We start from the raw sequence: 17,085 nt of genomic DNA on the forward strand, positions 1-17,085 counted from the left end.
TACCAATTGGCGAAGCACGTCTTTGCACCGCAAGCATCACCGCCTCAATTCAGGAGAAACAACTTCATGGCCTATATCGAACCGAGTGAGTTCGTCACCAAGATGGTGGATTCCGGCGAACAGAAAGTGTACATGTCCAACAAGGACACCTTGATCCGCGCCTTTATGGCCGGCGCCATTCTGGCGCTGGCCGCCATGTTTGCCATCACTGTCATGGTCAATACCGGCTCCCCGCTGCTCGGCGCGGTGCTTTTCCCAGTGGGCTTTATCATGCTCTACCTGATGAAGTTCGATCTGCTGACCGGGGTGTTTACGCTGGTCCCCCTCGCTTACCTGGACAAACGCCCCGGTGTAACGCTCAATCAGGTGTTGCGCAACTGGGGGCTGGTATTCCTCGGCAACTTTGCCGGGGCACTGACCGTAGCAGTGGGCATGTCGTTCATTCTGACCTATGGCTTCAGCATTGATGGTGGCGAGATTGCCGCCAAGGCGGCCCAGATTGGTGAGTCGCGTACCGTCGGCTACAAGGAGCACGGCCTGTCCGGCTGGATCACCATTTTCATTCGCGGCATCCTGTGTAACTGGATGGTCTCCATGGGGGTAGTCGGCGCCATGATTTCCACCTCCGCCGGCAGCAAAATGGCCGCCATGTGGATGCCCATCATGCTGTTTTTCTACATGGGCTTTGAGCACTCCATCGTGAACATGTTTCTGTTCCCGTTTGGTCTGATCATGGGTGGAGACTTTTCCATAGCCGATTATCTGCTCTGGAATGAACTACCCACCGTTCTGGGCAATCTGATCGGCGGCTTTCTGCTGGTGGGCCTGCCCCTGTATTACACTCACGTGCGAACCAGCCCCGCTCGTCGGTTGGCTTAACCGTAGAGACCCGGGCCGTCGTTTCACCACGACGGCCCAACCTTTATGACTCAACCTCTACGCATTCGCATCGGCCAGTACACGCATTCCGGCCACAAATCCGTGAACCAGGATTTTGTCGGCGCCCGGTTACCGACCGGCGCCACGCTGGGGCATAAAGGGGCGGTGCTGGCCATTGCCGATGGCATCAGCAGCAGCGACGTCAGCCAGATCGCCAGTGAAACCGCGGTCAGTGGTTTTATTGAAGATTATTACTGCACGCCGGAAGCCTGGTCGGTCAAGCAGTCAGCGGAGCGGGTACTGCAGGCACTCAACGCCTGGCTGTTCGCGCAGACGCGCAACAGCCCGTACCGGTTTGAACGGGACAGAGGTTACATCTGCACCTTCAGCACGCTGATTTTCAAAGCCCGTCACGCCCACCTGTTGCACGCGGGAGACACGCGCATTTACCGACTGGCGAATCAACAGCTGGAACCGTTGACGGAAGATCATCGCCACTGTGTGGATGCCGACACCCACTACCTGACCTCGGCGTTGGGGGTTCATCCTCATCTGCGTTTCGACTATCACCAACTCGACCTTGAGCCCGGTGACACCTTTATTCTTGCCAGCGATGGGGCCTACGAGTTTTTTGACGCCTCGGACATCACGCAGGTAATCGATGCCCAGCGGGATGACCTCAACGGCGCGGCCAGAACCCTGGTGGAGCAGGCACTGGCCTGCGGCAGCCGGGATAATCTGAGCGTCCAGATTGCCCGGGTGGAAGCGTTGCCGGACCCCACCGTGGGGGAGCTTTCCCGCCAGGCTTCGCTCCTGACGTTGCCCCCCGCTCTGGATGCGGGTACGGATTTTGACGGGTATCGGATTCTTCGCTCGCTCTATATCAGCAGCCGCAGTCATGTCTACCTCGCCCGGGACACCCTCAATAATGGCCCCGTGGCCATCAAAGTCCCGGCCATGGAAGGAAGAGACAATCCGCACTATCTCGAACGCTTTTTAATGGAGGACTGGATCGCCCGGCGGTTTAACCACAACCACCTGCTTAAAGCCGCTCGGCGAGAGCATGAACGCGGCTTTCTGTACGTTGCGACGGAATATCTTGAAGGCCAGACCTTGAGTCAGTGGCTGAAAGATAACCCCTATCCCGATCTGGCCAGAGTCCGGGATATCGTGCAACAGGTTGCAAGCGGACTGCAGGCGTTGCATCGTCAGGCCATGGTGCACCGCGACCTGCGTCCAGATAACCTGATGATTGACGCTCAGGGAACGGTCACGATTATTGATTTCGGCTCCGCCAGCGTCGCGGGCCTCAGTGAAGGACGAAGCCGCGACGGGGTGATCTACGGCGCGGCCCTGTACGCCGCCCCGGAATATTTTCTCGGCGAACCGGGAGACCTGCGCAGCGATCTCTATTCCCTGGCCGTGATCGTCTATCAAATGCTGACCGGCAAGCACCCCTATGGTCCCAAGGTGGCCCGGACCCGGACCCGAGCGGAACAACACAAACTGCGTTATCGCAGTGCTCAGGAACACCGGCCCTCGGTTCCCGACTGGGTGGATGAATGCTTGCGCAAGGCCACGCAGATCAGTCCGCACAAGCGCTACACCGAGCTATCAGAGTTTATCTATGATCTTAACAACCCCAACCCCGCGTTCGCTCGAAAATCGCAACCGCCGTTGATTGAGCGCAACCCGGTATTGTTCTGGCAGGGTGTGTCGTTGATTCTGTTGGTGTTGTTGGTCGTGCAGTTTGCGTAGGTTGAGTTACGGCGGATGCGCCTTCGGCTTATCCGCCCTACGCGACCCAGCGTGTCCCCTAATCGCCACCCCAGGCCCGATTCATCACCAGGTAGCTGAACGACGCGGACCAGGTGATCATCATAAAACCCACCAGAGCCTCGGTACCGGCGAGAAATCGTATATCTCCGGCGGCCGACAAGTCGCCCCACCCCACCGTGGTGTAATTCGCGGCCGAAAAATATACGCAGTCGAGCAGCGTCAGCTCGCTGTAGCCCTGAATCACTCCGTAGCCATCCAAACCCAACAGCAACCAGAACACAAAACCGAACATCCAGATTTCAACCACATGGGCGAACAGCAGAACAAACATGGTGAGCAGCACGACCGGGCGGGTCCGGTGGTTGCGACCAAAGCGTCGGTGTCGGTCGATATGCCAGCGGTTGAGCCACTGGATCACTTCGTAATGAAACACCACCCCCAGGGCCACCACGACCGCCGTGGCCACTACGGTGATAACTGAAGAACTTGCGCCAAGGTTCATCAACAGTCTCTCTATTGACGGATCGCCAACCGTTTACGCCACATGACCTGCCAGCCTTGAGCGGTCAGGTGCCGATCACGCCACCGTCGTTTTTGGTGATCAGTACCGTGGTGGAACGCGGCCGGGTTTTGCCATCGCTGGCCGGGTAGCTGATGCCCGGGTGTTGAACATTGATCCACATCGCGGTGCCATCCGGCGTCGCGGTAATACCGGTGATTTCGCAGCCGGACGGGCCGGTCAGAAAACAACGCACCTCCCGGGTCACCGGATCGGCGCAGAGCATCTGATTGGTGCCCATGGCATCGTAAACCGACTTGCCGTCACTGAAGTCAGTCTGAATCCAGAGGCGCCCCTCAGGATCAAACCATAGGCCATCAGGGCTGGCAAAAATATCCCCCTTGATGGTGCCGTATTGGTGATCGGTTTGCCAGCTTTCGTCGGTCGGGGGCTGCTCGCCAGCGAGCAAAAACAGCTCCCAGTGAAAGGCGGTGGCCGCCGGATGCCGGTTGTCCTCCCGCCAGCGCAATATCTGGCCGTGATGGTTTTCCGGGCGCGGGTTGGCGGCGTCGACCGGCTCGTTCGGATCGACACCCCGATCGGTGTTATTGGTCAGGGTCACGTAGCCATCGCGGGTAAAGGGGTTCACCGCGGTCCACTCTGGGCGATCCATTGGGGTTGCGCCCACCGCATCGGCCGCACTGCGCAAGTTGATCAGCACATCGGCCTGATCGCGGAAGCCATCTGTTTCGGTGAGGCCCGGCGCCCCCCAGACCAGCGGGCGCCACTCGCCGGTGCCATCTTCGTGATAGACCGCGACGTAAACGGTACCCTTGTCCAGAAGATCCCGATTGGCCTTCGGGTTATCGGCATCAAAGCGACCTTCCGGCACAAACTTGTAGACGTATTCGCCCCGGGTATCATCGCCGGAATAAAACGCGAGGATGCCATCCGGATGCTGAACGCAGGTGCAGCCTTCGCGCACAATGCGACCAAACGCGGTGCGCTTGACCGGCCTGGAGTCAGGGTCAAACGGATCCACCTCCACCACCCAGCCAAACCGGTTGGGTTCGTTCACATGGCCACCGTGGGGCTGCTCGGCCCGAGGGGTCGCATCAAAGCGCGGATCGGCCGATTCCCAATAGTTGTAGTGGCTGTTGAGACCGGCGGCAATGCCGTAGCGATGGTGTTCACGCCGACGGGCATGATCCGCCGCGTCGCGATTGACGAAATAGTTTTTCCAGTTTTCCTCGGCAATCAGGTAGGTGCCCCAGGGGGTCACCCCCATGGAGCAGTTGTTCAGGGTCCCCAGCACTTCCCGCCCTTGCGGATCGTCGGCAGTTTTCATCGCCTCCGCACCCGCGCAGGGGCCGCTGAGGGTCATGGGTGTGTATGCGGTCAGGCGACGGTTATAGCGCGAGGGGTAAACGCGCTGCCAGTCGCCCCGGGGATCTTTGCGCAGCTCGATAATGCTCAGCCCATGGCCCGCCTGCTCCTTGCGGACTTCATTGAGCGGCCTTACCCGCCGGCCTTGTTCATCTTCGGTGACGGTGGGGCCATCGGGGTGAATCGTCGCGTTGATGTACTCGTGGTTGATCACCAGCAGGCCGCGCTCATTGGGCGCATCCGGAAAAGGGAAAAAATGCATACCGTCGTGGTTCTGACCGGACTGCAGGGCCTGCTCGGTCCAGGTGTTCTGCGCATCGGGACGCCATTCGGGCGCCCCGCTTTCCACTGGGTCCCCCCAACTGAAAAAGGGTCGGGCCGTGTAGCCCTCGGGCACATCCACCCGGTCGTAACCCGGATCACTCGCCACCGGCACCGGCTTGAACCCGATGGCTGGGCGCGGACTGTCCCGAAAAGCGGCGGGCGCGCCTTCCCGGCTGGCACAGGCGCTGAGCAGGGTGGACGCCGCAAAGGGGCCGGCCAACAGGCCCAGGCCACCTTTCAGAACCCGGCGCCGGGCGTGGCTGACCTGATTGAGGTGTCGGTTATCGCTGGGGTTTACCCGCGTATCATCAACATCGCGGGCCTGGTCGGCGCACTGGATCAGGACGGACTGGTTCATCACTCTCGTTCACCTCACTCTCATTCACCGTTACTCTCATCCACCGTTACGTGGACATAGGGCCACAATCACCCGGCGACTCCGGGTATGCTGCACGCTTTCGCCCAAAAGTGCCAGATGAGCCCCGGAAGAATCGCGTCAGGTGACCGTCCGGTGCTCGTCAGACAGGGTAACGATCCGCTCCCACAGCGCGTTGGTCCACCGGGCCAACTCGTGAATGAACGGCTCCCGCACCAGTGCGGGGTCGATACACCAGCGATCTATATCCGGATGTCCCACGGCGGCATACTCCCAGTCGATCAGATACAGACGATCGCCGGTCTCCAGGACATTTTCGGGAATCAGATCATGATGGGTCAGGACTGCTGGCCAATCCGACCGGTCGAACGCCACCAGGGTTTCCCGAAAGAGCCACCAGCTCGACGCCAGTGCTGCGTCAATCGCACCCGCGTTTTCCAATTGCTGCCAATAGTGGTCCAGGTAAGCGGTATAGGAACGACGGGGCGTACCCGGGGCCAGCACCTGCGCCGCCCCCAGACACTCCATTAACCGACGACGCTGCCGGGGGTCCTGAAAATCAGCGTCGCTCCAGGTGCGCCCATCAATATGCGGAAAAACCGTGAAGTCTCGCTGCGGTGACCAATAACAGGCACCCCGGGTCAATCCCGCCTCGGCGACGGTGTCAAGAATCGCGGCCTCCTGCGCCCGGTCAATCCCAAGGCGCGGGCCTCGGGGGTTGTTCAGGCGCAGCAGAAGGTCATCGCCGAGCCCCGGCGCTCGCAGGCGAAAGCTACGATTGGTGCGCCCGCCCTCAATGGGACCGAGCACGCGGGGAGCGTCGGTGAACGGCAGCGGCCACTTCCGCCAGGTGGCGAGGGCGGTTTCGAGACGGGTAAACGCGTCAGGCACAGGCCGCTTCCTCGGCGCGATCACTGCTCTGGCCGCGATAGTCACGAACCCAGCTTAGCCAACCAAAGACCGAGATGATCAGATACAGCGCCATCAACAGTGCGGTCAGGTACAAGCTGCGCTCCCAGAGGATGATCATTTGCAGGCTATTGATCACCATCCAGTAAAGCCAGTTTTCCAGAACCTTTCGGGCCACCATATACGTGGTCACCACGGCGGCCCAGGTGGTGAAGGAGTCCAGATAGGGCCAGGCGGCCTGGGTGAACATCGTCAACCAGGTACCGGAGGCCAGGCTGACCAGCACAATGCCCCCGATCACCAGCAGGTGGGTTCGCCAGCGCCAGGTCTGCACCGGCAGCTCGGTATCTCCCCGACCACCGTGACGCCATTGCCACCAACCGTAAACGGCCATGGCCATGTAGTAGACGTTGAGCCCGGACTCCATCAGCAGGCTGACGTTCCAGTAGAGCGCGGTGTAGATGGCGGTGCTCAGAAAGCCTGCGTACCAGCACAGGGCGTTCTGACGCACGGCTAATACCAGGTAGGCCAGCGCAAGCGTTACCGCGACCAGTTCCCATCCGAGCCACTGGGACCAGGTGTCGGCCAATTGTTGGGTGATGTCGTTCATCAACTCAGGGTTTCCATCAGTTCAGGGCTTCATAATTGGGCAGAAATTTGGTGACGAATACGGCTTTGCCATACTTTTCGTAACTGTATTTCATGCCATCACGCAGGATGTCCATGACGCGGTCGTAGTCGCCGGTGATGATGGTGCAGGTGGGCACGGTCTGAATCAGAATGCCTTCCTGCTGGTTGAGCCAGTCGATAAACCCTTTGATGGGCGGAATGTAGTCGCCATTAAACGGGTACATACTGATTTCTACTGAGAGTTTCATGGTGTTGCCTCTCTACTCGGAATATTTTGATTAGATGTTGGTGGCGTGTCGATCCGGTGCACTGACCCAAGACACGCCGTACATACGTGACGTGCATGGATGCACTAATGCCGCGATGGCATGGATGCCAAAGAGCGGCCCCTGTAGGCTCGGATCGCGGGTCCCCCGCTCCACGGTCTTGGGTCAGTGCACCGGACCGCCACTTCGCCGGACGTCTGACCCCGTTTCAAACTTGCATTGTTCAGCTTTTTTAGCTGCATGAACGTTTCGATAAGTCGGTGTCAGAAACCTTGGATCAGGACCGTAGAGCGGGGGACCCGCGATCCGAGCCCCCAGGGATGGGTTTACGGCGTGTCCTGATCCAAGGTTTCTGACACCGACGCCCCCCACAACTCACAAAACACTAAAACCGCAAGGTCAAATCAACACCCACAACCCGCGGTTCGCCAAACTGATAATAGGGCTTGGTTTCGTAACCATCTCGCGGGTCGTTACCGAAGGCGCCGAAGCCCCGGGTTTTGACATCCTCATCGGTCAGATTGCGGCCCCAGAGCGCCACCTCCCAACTATCGGCACGATAACCGATCCGGCCGTTCAACAACTCATACGCATCGGACTGCGCCTCGTGGCGGCTGGAGAAATAAAAATCATCTTTGCCCTCCAACTCCACGCGAGCATACCAGTGCTCCGTCAGGTTAAACAGCGCACCCACCGCGAACTGATAGCTCGGGGCATGGGGCAGATCGTGGCCGCTCAGATCCTCCGGCTCACCAGTCTCTTCGTTTGCGCCGACGTGCGCGAAGCTCTGGAAGTCGTCAAATTCGCTATCGAGCAAGCCCACGCTGGCAAACACCTCGGTCATGGGATTGAGTCGGGCATTGGCTTCGAACTCCAGGCCCCGGGCACTGCCCGCCGCGGCGTTGGTGGTGTAATCGATAAAGCTGCAGGGACAGTTATCGCCCTCGTCCGGGACCACCCGGGACTGCTTGGTCTGTACATCGTCCCGATCTTGGTAAAACACCGCCACGCGGGTCTGCAGGGCACCGTCGAGTGCTTCGCCCTTCCAGCCCGCTTCGTAATTCCATAGGGTTTCAGTGTCAAACTCCCGCTCATTCGCCGCCAGCGTCTGACTGCTGTTGAAGCCACCGGCCTTGAAGCCGCGCGAGGCCAGGGCGTACCACAGGTTATCCTCTGCGTCGCGATATTCCAGAGCCAGCTTGCCGCCCCACATGTCTTCCGACGGGCTGAACACGGCGCCGTCACTGTCGGCGTAGTCGGCATCGCGGGTTTCGTGGCGCAGGCCGGCTTTCAGGGTCAGGCGCTCGGCCAGGGGAATATCCAACTGACCGTAGAGCGCGGTGTTCTCGGTACTGAAGGCACTTCGGAAATCCTCTTCCAGGTAGGTGTACTCCCGGCGTAAGTCCTCACTCTGGTCCCGGTAGTAAGTACCGACCACCCAGCCCAGCTCATCCTCTGCATTGCGCGATACCAGGCGCAGGTCGACGCTGGTATTGTCGTTGTCCCGCAGGTAGTTATCAAAGGAGTTGTAGCCGTCGAAAACACACTCGAAGTCGACACAGATATCTTCGTAGGCCCAGTCTTCGTCGTAGCCATATTCGAGATCGGACTGGGCGTGACTGACCAGCGCCTCCACATCAAACGCCTCGGTAGCCTGCCACTGCAGGCGCACCGAACCGGCGGTGCTCTCCTGGCGGTCGTGGCCCGGCTGGTCCGACAGAGTGGTGCGGGTGTTGTCCAGGGAGAAGCCGTCGTAACCGTTGTCGACATCGACATAGAAGGCAGTCAGGTCGACCGTGAGGTCGGCGCGGGGCTGCCAACGCAGTTTGCCCCGCAGGGTCTGCTCATCGATATCGGCATTGTCGTCGGTGCCGAGATAGGCATTTTCCTGATAGCCATCACTGAGGGTGGTGCCCGCCGCCAGGCGATAGCTGAGCGTGTCCGATACCGGGCCGCTGATGACGCCGCTGGCGGTGTGGGTGTTGTACTCGGCCACCCCGAGGCTGGCCGTGCCTTCGAATGATTCAGTGGGCGTGCCCGAGACCATATTGATCAGGCCCGCCATGGCGTTGGCGCCGTAGAGCGTGCCCTGAGGCCCCCTCAGCACTTCGACCTGCTGGATATCCAGGGTGGTGGCGCCGGCGCCAATGCCGGTCATATCAATACCGTCGATGATCAGGCCAACCGACGGGTTGACCGGCTCGACGAACTGGCTGCGCTCACCGATACCGCGAATCTGGAAGAAACGCGCCCGGGAAGTGCCGGCGGAAAAATTGACGTTGGGCGCGGTGTTCAGCACCTGGGAGAGGTGGTCGGCGCCGCGTTGGCGGATGGTTTCGGCATCAATGACCGAGGCGCTGGCGGCCAGGTCAAGAAGGCCGGACTGGCGAAAATCGGCGGTGACCAGAATTTCTTCATCGATCTGGGCCACATCCTGTGCCTGAGTGCTGACCGTCAAAAGCGCGGCCGTCAAAGCGGAAAGCGAAAAGCGTGTCGGGTTCATGGGCAGAGTCTCCAAAACAACGTTTAAGTGGAGACCCGGTATGCGAGCGGGAGTGTGCTGGAACGCTATTTATTGTGGCGGGCCAAGGGGCTGGCCTGCGGCACCCTACGACTATTTCGAGGGCGCTGGTTCCTCTTCCTATCCCTACGCCGGCATTAACCGGATCAGGTTCAACGGGTCCGCTCTGTGGTCAGAGCGTCTCAGGTACATGACCTCCCCGAGGAGTGGCGCCAATTCTAACGCGAATGAGGGGCTATCGCCAAACGATCAATCCTCCTGCCAGACCCAGTAGCTGGCGCCGGCCACCAACACCGCCGTCGCCAGCAGCCCCACCTGAATCACGACCGTCAACGGCGTTGCCAGCAGCGCCCCCGCCAGCGCATAGGCCCAGGTTGGGGCGGGAATCAGTACCAGCGCCAGCAGACCGGCCAGTCCCGCCATCAACAGCACCCAGAGGACTCTGGACAAACGCCCCGCGCGGCGCACTGGCAGGCGGTGCATCACCGCATCGGTAAAACCGGCGTCGTCAATGTGGTCGCTGTTACGCTGCAGCGTCTGGCTCAGCCAGGCGTCCAGTTCGCGCTCGTCGTTGGGAATATCGGATTTCATTGTGCCGTCTCCTGCCAGGATGACAGATGGGTTCTCAGGGCCTTTTTACCACGGAGCAGGTGGGTTTTAACGGTACCAAGGGGAATGCCCATCACCTCGGCCACCTCTTCCTGCGTGAGCTCTTCCTCCAGGCTCAGGCGCAGGGCCCACTGTTGGGGCTGGCTCAATCGGGCCATGGCCGCTTCCAGGTCGCGCCGGGCGTCCAGGGAGCCGGCATGCCCCGCCTGCACCTGATGACTGTCCAGCTCAGGCGTGGCGTCCTCCAGGTCAACCTTGGTCCAGCGCTCCCGCGCCAGCCGCTTCTGGCTGGCCGCCAGATTGAACGCAATGCGATACAGCCAGGTGGAAAAACGCGCTTCGCCCCGAAAGCTGTGCAGCGAGCGGTAGACCTTGATGAACACCTCTTGAGCCAGATCGTCGGCCGCGGCCTCGTCTCCATTGCACAGGCGCCGGGCCCAACGGCGTACCGGCGACTGATAGCGCAGGACCAACTGCCGGAAGGCGTGCTGGTCCTGCTGGGTCATGACGCGGGCAATCAGGCCAGCGTCAGACAGAGGCTCAGGATTAGGGATCATTACTGCGCCTGACGCTCAGCGAGTTTCCAGATCAGGATCTTGGCCAGGCCCATGCCCACCAGGATCAGCCCGATGCTGCCAATAGCGAAACCGGTCATCAGGGTCAGGAACACCGTCAGACCGATACCCGCCCCCAGCAGTACCAACCCCTGGTTCAGGTTGCGGACCGGGCTTGGCAGCGCGTCCTCCATCAGGTTCTCCGGCACCGGCTGGCCAGCCTCCAGAAACTTCTGGATACGTTCGTTGAGCAGTTGCTGGCGCCGCTCCCGGTGGCGGAAGACGAACAGGGCAATCAGAATCACCGCCAGCGCTGGAGCGCCAAACACCATCAGGATGGCAACAACCGGAATGATCAGGGCCGCCGCATCGCCCCCGGGAATATGCTCGGGCATATGTTGCTGCCAATTGGCGGTTTCCGCTAAAGCGGGCACAGCCCCACTGATCAAGCCAAAGGCGAGCAGCGCTACGGCCGCAATGCGCAACAGGTGATTCAGAGTCAGATGTTTCATGGTCCATTTCCTCGTATCAGTCATTCTAGCGCGTCCAGCGAGGCGCTGGGTTACCAATCAAGACGAGGGCAATGGCGGGTCTGGATTCAAAGGCGGGCAAAAAAAATCGGGGGCGAGCGCGGTGGGCCCGAAAGCCCACCGCAACACGCTTACAGCTGGAACCGGCTGACCAGCGTATTGAGCTCCACCGCCAGTTTGGAAAGCTCTTCGGCCGACGCACTGGTCTGATTCGCGCCCGCCGCCGACTGGGTGGCGATGTCGCTGATCTTGACCAGATTGCGGTCCACTTCCCGCGCCACGCTGGCCTGCTCTTCCGAGGCGCTGGCAATGACCTGGTTGCGCTCGTTGATATCGTCGATGCCCTCGGCAATTCGCTCCAGCGCCTCGCCGGCGGCCTTGGCCACCGCCAGGGTCTCCGTGGCGCGGGTGCTGCTCAGTTCCATGGAAGACACCGCATCCTTGGTACCGCTCTGAATGTTGTTGATGATGGTCTCGATTTCCTTGGTGGAAGTCTGAGTTCGGTGCGCCAGAGCGCGTACTTCGTCCGCCACCACAGCAAAACCGCGACCGGCTTCCCCGGCCCGGGCCGCTTCAATCGCCGCATTCAGGGCCAGCAGGTTGGTCTGCTCAGCGATGGCCAGAATCACATCCATTACTTTACCGATGTCATTGGCCTGTTCGGCCAAGCCATTGACCGACTCCGAGGTCTTGTCGATTTCTTCGGTCATAAACTGGATGGATTTTCGGGTCTCGCGCACTTTGGCCAGCCCATCTTTGGTGGCGCTGGCGGATTCACCGGACGACTCCGACGTTTCCGTGGCATTGCGAGCCACTTCTTCTACCGCCGCGGTCATTTCGGTAACCGCACTGGCCGCCTGCTGAATCTCGTCGGTCTGCTCCTGCAGGCTGCGCGAGGAGTCTTCTGCCACCGAACTCAACTCCTCAGTTGCTGAAGCCAATTGGGTGGAGGAGTTGGAGATCTGGCTGATGGCACTGCGCAGGTTCTCCCGCATGACCGCCAGCGAATTGAGCAGGCGGGCCGGTTCGTCGTTGCCCCTGACGTTGATCGATTGACTGAGATCGCCGGCCGCGATCGTCTCGGCATTATCCAGAGCCTGGGCCAACGGCTGGACGATACTGCGGGCGAGGAATACCGCCAGCCCGATACCAAGCAGCACCGCCACCGCAATGGCCACAATCACCGCCATTTTCGCTTCGGCAAATACCGCGGCACCTCGTTCATCCGCCAGGCGAGAGCCCTCCTGATTGATATCCGACAACTCCAGCAACGCCTCAGCCATTCGATCCGCCGGCGCGCCGAGCGCGATGGTGACGATCCCCATCGCCGAGGAGAAGTCCCCCTGCTGCACATAATCAACGAGAATGTCGGCATTCTCGAAGTATTCGGACTGAGCCTCAACAAACCGGTCATAAACCGCCTGCTCCTCCGGCGTATTGATCACCTGTTCGTAGCGCTCCTGATTGGTTCGGACATCCGCCTTAACGGCTTCCATACGCTCGATATTCTGCTCAACCATCACCGGATCTTCGTCGGCGGCGGCCCGCAAGGTGAACACCCGGTAACGCATCATGCTGGTCCCCAGATCGCCCACCGCACGCACACCGGGCAACCAGTCCTCATTGATCTCCGTGGAGATCTCGTCCATCCGGGCCATTTCATACAAAGCGAAGAGCCCGAGGCCAATCAACAGCAGAAGCACCGCCCCAAAACCTGCGGCCAGACGAGGGCCGATATTTAACGCGCGTAAAAACATAATCTGATCCCAAGATTCCGGGCTGTTGTTATTCCTTTTCACTCGCCCCAAATTTTCTGGTATGAAAACCAACACCCCTGGCCGGGGATATTCCCACAGTTTTCAAAGTCATTGTCTCGTTCGTCACGGGCACCACGGCCCCTGTTGGACTCTAGCACAGGACTTCAAGTACCACCGTGCCGGCCCTGATAAGGCTGTCGGCGGGGGGCCAGCAAAGTTGAGGCCTTTTTTGCCCCCTGGTGTACACTATCGGCCTACTGATCCTGTCCCCACAACGCTAGGGAGCTTGCCATGAACAAGATTCGCTGGGGGGTGCTCAGCACCGCCAATATTGGTCGCAAGAAAGTCATTCCCGCCATTCAGGCCTCCGAGCGAGGTGAAGTGGTCGCCGTGGGCTCGCGCTCCGAAGACAGTGCCCGCGCCTTTGCCGACGAGCTAGGCATTCCCGTGGCCCACGGCAGCTACGAAGCCCTGCTGGCGGACCCAAATATCGACGCCATCTACAACCCCCTGCCCAACCACTTGCATGTGCCGCTGTCGATTCAGGCGCTGGAAGCGGGCAAGCACGTACTGTGTGAAAAGCCCATCAGCCTGGACGTCAAAGACCTGCAGGCGCTCAAGGCCGCGGCCAAGGCCCACCCCAAGCAGAAGCTGATGGAAGCCTTCATGTACCGCTTCCACCCCCAGTGGCAGCATGTGCGCGAATGGCTGGAGCGCGGGGACCTGGGGCAAGTAAGGACTTACACCGCCTTCTTTGCCTACAATAACCGGGACGATGAGAACATCCGCAACCTGCCGGACATCGGTGGTGGCGGGCTGATGGACATTGGCTGCTACGGCATCTCCTCCGCCCGGCATGTCTACGGCGCAGAGCCGGTGCGTGTGGTCGGCAGCGTGCAGCCACTGGCTGGCTACGAGGTGGACTGCCTGACCTCGGCCATCATGGAGTTCCCCGACGGCACCGCCACCTTTACCGTCACCACCAAAACCGAGGCTACGCAGTGGGCGGAAATCCACGGTGAGAAAGGCATGATCCGCCTGGAGAAGCCGTTCAACCCCGAACCCGGCGATGAGAACCGGGTTACCCTGGTTATCAGTGGGGAAAAGCAGACCTTCAGCTTTCCAGAACCCAATCAGTACCAGCTGATGGTGGACGCCTTCAGCCAGAGCATCCAGGAGGACACGCCGGCCCCTACCCCGCTGTGGGATGCGGAAGCCAATATGCGCATTATTGATGCGCTTTTCACCAGCTCGGACGAAAGCCGCTGGGTCAATCTGGACTGAGGAGAGGCATTTCATGGAGAAAATTGTTGTGGTCGGCGGTGGCGCCGGCGGATTGGAACTCGCCACCAGGCTCGGTCGCAAGCTGGGCCGAAAGAAGAAAGCCCATATTACCCTGGTGGACCGCAACACCACCCATCTATGGAAACCGCTGCTGCATGAAATAGCGGTGGGCACCATGGATGAGGGCAACGATGCGGTCAGCTACCGCGCCCAGGCGTACGCCAAAGGCTTTCACTTTCGCATCGGCACCCTGACCGACATCGATCGCGAGCAGCGCCAGGTTGTGCTGGCGCCGGTTCTGGACGAGGAAGGTGTGGAGTACATTCCCGCCACCCGCATTGATTACGATTACCTGGTGATGGCTCTGGGGTCGGTGTCCAATGATTTCGGCACTCACGGTGTGAAAGAGCACTGCATCTTTCTCGACAGCGCCAAGCAGGCGCACCGGTTTCGCAACAAGTTGCTCAACCGGTTCTTGCGAATTCAGCGCGTTCCCGACGAACCGGATGAAGTACGCATTGCCATTGTGGGCGCCGGCGCAACCGGCGTGGAGCTCTCCGCGGAGCTGCATCATGCCGTCAAAGAGTTTCACCACTATGGCTTTGATGCCATCACCAATGAGCACCTGCACGTGACGCTGCTGGAGGCCGGCGAACGGATCCTGCCCGCGCTGCCCGAACGCATTTCCACCGCGGCCACCCGCGAGCTGACCAACATCGGGGTCAAGGTGCGCACTCAGACGATGGTCACCTCAGCCGAGCATAACGGCCTGCACACCAAAGACGGTGATTTCATTGAAGCGGACCTGATGGTCTGGGCCGCCGGCATCAAGGTACCGGAGTTTATGGCCAACATCGGCGGTCTGGAAACCAACCGGATCAATCAGTTGACCGTCAATCCGCATTTGCAGGCCACGCGGGACGAACGGATTTTCGCCATTGGTGATTGCGCCGAGTTCATTCAGGAAGATGGCAAGCGAGTGCCGCCACGAGCGCAGTCGGCCCATCAGATGGCGGATACCTGCTACGACAACCTGCTCGCCTGTCTGCACAACAAGCCGCTGAAAACCTACCACTACAAAGACCACGGCTCGCTGATTTCTCTGGCGAACTACTCGACCGTAGGCAGCCTGATGGGCAACCTCACTCGGGGCAGTCTGTTTATTGAGGGTCGTATGGCGCGGGTGGTGTATATCTCGCTGTACCGGATGCATCAGGTGGCGGTGCACGGTTTGATCAAGACCGGTTTGCTGATGCTGGCGGGTAAAATCAACCGGTGGTTACGACCGAGGTTGAAGTTGCATTGATGGCGCTGCTTAACTATTGACGGTACTTCGCTTAGAGTGCTGCGGGAGGGTATACCCTCCCTCCGCAGTGCCAACGTAACGTTCCGGGAACTAGCACGCTTTCGTTCCGCCCCCCGTGTAACGGCGGATGCGCCTTCGGCTTATCCGCCCTACGGCCGAGCGCAGCAGTAGAACTCCGCGTAGGGCGGATAAGCCGAAGGCGCATCCGCCGTTACCCAAACCAAGTACTACTCTCGAAGTACCGAATAAATCGCTACGCACTCTCATCGACCAACCTACGCGGCAACCAGAGGGCAATTATCGCCGCAAGAGCCAAAAAGGTGGCCGAGATCCACAGGCAGGCAATCAGCCCCGCGACCTGATACACCCAACCGGAGAGCACCGTGCCCACGAGACGACCCATCGCATTGGCCATATAGTAAAAACCGACATCCAACGAGACCCCGTCCTCCTTGGCATAGCTGACAATCAGATAACTGTGCAGGGAAGAGTTCACCGCAAACAGCACACCAAAAATCAGCAACCCCACCACCAGACTCACACCTGGCGCAATACCCTGCCACAACGCCAGCGCAATCAACACCGGAATGACCGTCAGAACCGCCGCCCAACCAAATGCGGTACGTCCATCCGGCAAACCCCGCCCGGAGCGCCCCGTGATTTTCGGAGCGACGGACTGCACCGCGCCATAGCCAATCACCCAAAGCGCCAGAAAGCCCCCCACCTGCCAGTGGTCCCAGTCGAACTGGCTGGCCAGAAACACCGGCAACGCCACCACGAACCAGACATCCCGGGCGCCAAATAAAAACAGGCGGGCGGCGGACAGCACATTGACCGCGCGGCTTTTGGAAAACACTTCGGAGAACTTGGGCTTGCTCTTGGCCCGGCCCAGATCCTTCTTCAGAAAAATCAGGCTGATGATCCAGACCACAAAAAGCGCGGCGGCCATGGCGCCGACGGCGCCGGCAAACCCCATGACCATCAACAGCGCGCCACCCAAAAAGAAGCCCGCACCTTTCAGCGCATTTTTTGAGCCGGTCAGCACTGCGATCCATTTATAGAGGGCGCCACCCTGCCCGTCCGGCACCAGCAATTTGATGGAGCTCTTGGCGCTCATTTTATTCAGGTCTTTGGCCACACCCGAAAGCGCCTGCGCCGCCATCACCCAGGGCACAGCAAGCATGGCGGCCGGCACCAACAGCATGGACAGCGCAACGACCTGCAACACCAGCCCCAGATTCATGGTCCGGTTCAGGCCCAGGCGGGCACCGAGCCAGCCGCCCACGAGATTGGTGATCACCCCGAAAATCTCATAGAACAGGAACAGCATGGCGATGGCCAGAGGGCTGTAACCGAGCTGGTGAAAATGCAGTACCACCAACATTCGCAGGGCGCCATCGGTCAGGGTGAAGGCCCAATAATTGGCGGTAATCAGCAAGTACTGACGAATGGCCGAGGACAGGTGTGCCAGCATGG

General features: G+C 60.1%; 15 protein-coding genes and 1 riboswitch. Of the genes, 4 read left to right on the forward strand and 11 right to left on the reverse strand.

Annotated elements, in window-relative coordinates:
• Positions 1-66 precede the first annotated feature (66 nt).
• Entirely contained in the window at positions 67-879 is an 813-nt protein-coding gene (locus tag EDC38_RS15900) for a formate/nitrite transporter family protein (protein ID WP_123639532.1), read from the forward strand.
• Positions 880-924: 45 nt separating this feature from the next.
• Positions 925-2,637 carry a bifunctional protein-serine/threonine kinase/phosphatase gene (locus tag EDC38_RS15905; protein WP_123639533.1) on the forward strand — a complete coding sequence of 571 codons (1,713 nt, stop codon included), beginning with the start codon at positions 925-927 and terminating at the stop codon, positions 2,635-2,637.
• 58 nt (positions 2,638-2,695) lie between these two features.
• Here EDC38_RS15905 and EDC38_RS16625 read toward each other — a convergent pair whose 3' ends face one another.
• The 10 genes from EDC38_RS16625 to EDC38_RS15955 form a co-directional block, all read right to left on the reverse strand.
• A complete protein-coding gene (locus EDC38_RS16625) occupies positions 2,696-3,160 on the reverse strand; it encodes an ion channel (RefSeq protein ID WP_123639534.1) in 465 nt (154 codons plus the stop codon).
• Between the two features lie 64 nt (positions 3,161-3,224).
• Entirely contained in the window at positions 3,225-5,225 is a 2,001-nt protein-coding gene (locus EDC38_RS15915) for a PhoX family protein (RefSeq protein ID WP_123639535.1), read from the reverse strand.
• Positions 5,226-5,363: 138 nt separating this feature from the next.
• Positions 5,364-6,134, reverse strand: coding sequence for a phosphotransferase (locus tag EDC38_RS15920; protein ID WP_170162975.1), 771 nt, complete (start codon positions 6,132-6,134; stop codon positions 5,364-5,366).
• The gene (pnuC, locus tag EDC38_RS15925) at positions 6,127-6,762 is read right to left on the reverse strand and encodes a nicotinamide riboside transporter PnuC (RefSeq protein ID WP_123639537.1); all 636 of its coding nucleotides are present in this window, start codon (positions 6,760-6,762) and stop codon (positions 6,127-6,129) included. The genes EDC38_RS15920 and pnuC overlap by 8 nt, the downstream gene beginning before the upstream one ends.
• A 16-nt stretch (positions 6,763-6,778) precedes the next feature.
• Entirely contained in the window at positions 6,779-7,030 is a 252-nt protein-coding gene (locus tag EDC38_RS15930) for a YkoF family thiamine/hydroxymethylpyrimidine-binding protein (RefSeq protein WP_123639538.1), read from the reverse strand.
• 403 nt (positions 7,031-7,433) lie between these two features.
• The gene (locus EDC38_RS15935; protein WP_123639539.1) at positions 7,434-9,551 is read right to left on the reverse strand and encodes a TonB-dependent receptor; all 2,118 of its coding nucleotides are present in this window, start codon (positions 9,549-9,551) and stop codon (positions 7,434-7,436) included.
• 123 nt (positions 9,552-9,674) lie between these two features.
• A riboswitch (TPP riboswitch) is annotated at positions 9,675-9,781 on the reverse strand.
• A gap of 37 nt (positions 9,782-9,818) precedes the next feature.
• Complete coding sequence (locus EDC38_RS15940) at positions 9,819-10,160, reverse strand: DUF5056 domain-containing protein (RefSeq protein ID WP_123639540.1); 342 nt, start codon at positions 10,158-10,160, stop codon at positions 9,819-9,821.
• Entirely contained in the window at positions 10,157-10,735 is a 579-nt protein-coding gene (locus tag EDC38_RS15945; protein ID WP_123639541.1) for an RNA polymerase sigma factor, read from the reverse strand. The genes EDC38_RS15940 and EDC38_RS15945 overlap by 4 nt, the downstream gene beginning before the upstream one ends.
• Positions 10,735-11,244 (reverse strand): DUF6249 domain-containing protein, encoded by a 510-nt coding sequence (locus tag EDC38_RS15950; protein ID WP_123639542.1) that lies wholly within the window; start codon positions 11,242-11,244, stop codon positions 10,735-10,737. The genes EDC38_RS15945 and EDC38_RS15950 overlap by 1 nt, the downstream gene beginning before the upstream one ends.
• A gap of 149 nt (positions 11,245-11,393) precedes the next feature.
• Positions 11,394-13,019, reverse strand: coding sequence for a methyl-accepting chemotaxis protein (locus EDC38_RS15955; RefSeq protein WP_123639543.1), 1,626 nt, complete (start codon positions 13,017-13,019; stop codon positions 11,394-11,396).
• Between the two features lie 291 nt (positions 13,020-13,310).
• On the opposite strand from EDC38_RS15955, the gene EDC38_RS15960 reads away from it, so the two are divergent.
• Together EDC38_RS15960 and EDC38_RS15965 are read left to right on the forward strand one after the other, a co-directional pair.
• The gene (locus tag EDC38_RS15960) at positions 13,311-14,303 is read left to right on the forward strand and encodes a Gfo/Idh/MocA family protein (protein WP_123639544.1); all 993 of its coding nucleotides are present in this window, start codon (positions 13,311-13,313) and stop codon (positions 14,301-14,303) included.
• A gap of 13 nt (positions 14,304-14,316) precedes the next feature.
• Positions 14,317-15,609, forward strand: a complete 1,293-nt coding sequence (locus EDC38_RS15965; RefSeq protein WP_123639545.1) for an NAD(P)/FAD-dependent oxidoreductase — start codon at positions 14,317-14,319, stop codon at positions 15,607-15,609.
• Positions 15,610-15,862: 253 nt separating this feature from the next.
• Here the strand turns inward: EDC38_RS15965 and arsJ are convergent, their stop codons facing one another.
• On the reverse strand, positions 15,863-17,083 hold the full coding sequence (gene arsJ / locus EDC38_RS15970) for an organoarsenical effux MFS transporter ArsJ (protein ID WP_123639546.1): 1,221 nt from the start codon (positions 17,081-17,083) through the stop codon (positions 15,863-15,865).
• Between the last annotated feature and the right edge of the window lie 2 nt (positions 17,084-17,085).

This window comes from Marinimicrobium koreense (genome assembly GCF_003762925.1).
GTDB classification, from domain to species: domain Bacteria; phylum Pseudomonadota; class Gammaproteobacteria; order Pseudomonadales; family Cellvibrionaceae; genus Marinimicrobium; species Marinimicrobium koreense.

Bases quoted from the DNA above. Each gene is read 5' to 3' on its own strand.
- EDC38_RS15935 (WP_123639539.1), bottom strand. From the start codon at position 9,551: ATGAACCCGACACGCTTTTCGCTTTCCGCTTTGACGGCCGCGCTTTTG.
- EDC38_RS15950 (WP_123639542.1), bottom strand. From the start codon at position 11,244: ATGAAACATCTGACTCTGAATCACCTGTTGCGCATTGCGGCCGTAGCG.
- EDC38_RS15905 (WP_123639533.1), top strand. From the start codon at position 925: ATGACTCAACCTCTACGCATTCGCATCGGCCAGTACACGCATTCCGGC.
- EDC38_RS15940 (WP_123639540.1), bottom strand. From the start codon at position 10,160: ATGAAATCCGATATTCCCAACGACGAGCGCGAACTGGACGCCTGGCTG.
- pnuC (WP_123639537.1), bottom strand. From the start codon at position 6,762: ATGAACGACATCACCCAACAATTGGCCGACACCTGGTCCCAGTGGCTC.
- EDC38_RS16625 (WP_123639534.1), bottom strand. From the start codon at position 3,160: ATGAACCTTGGCGCAAGTTCTTCAGTTATCACCGTAGTGGCCACGGCG.
- EDC38_RS15960 (WP_123639544.1), top strand. From the start codon at position 13,311: ATGAACAAGATTCGCTGGGGGGTGCTCAGCACCGCCAATATTGGTCGC.
- arsJ (WP_123639546.1), bottom strand. From the start codon at position 17,083: ATGCTGGCACACCTGTCCTCGGCCATTCGTCAGTACTTGCTGATTACC.
- EDC38_RS15965 (WP_123639545.1), top strand. From the start codon at position 14,317: ATGGAGAAAATTGTTGTGGTCGGCGGTGGCGCCGGCGGATTGGAACTC.
- EDC38_RS15915 (WP_123639535.1), bottom strand. From the start codon at position 5,225: ATGAACCAGTCCGTCCTGATCCAGTGCGCCGACCAGGCCCGCGATGTT.
- EDC38_RS15900 (WP_123639532.1), top strand. From the start codon at position 67: ATGGCCTATATCGAACCGAGTGAGTTCGTCACCAAGATGGTGGATTCC.
- EDC38_RS15945 (WP_123639541.1), bottom strand. From the start codon at position 10,735: ATGATCCCTAATCCTGAGCCTCTGTCTGACGCTGGCCTGATTGCCCGC.
- EDC38_RS15955 (WP_123639543.1), bottom strand. From the start codon at position 13,019: ATGTTTTTACGCGCGTTAAATATCGGCCCTCGTCTGGCCGCAGGTTTT.
- EDC38_RS15930 (WP_123639538.1), bottom strand. From the start codon at position 7,030: ATGAAACTCTCAGTAGAAATCAGTATGTACCCGTTTAATGGCGACTAC.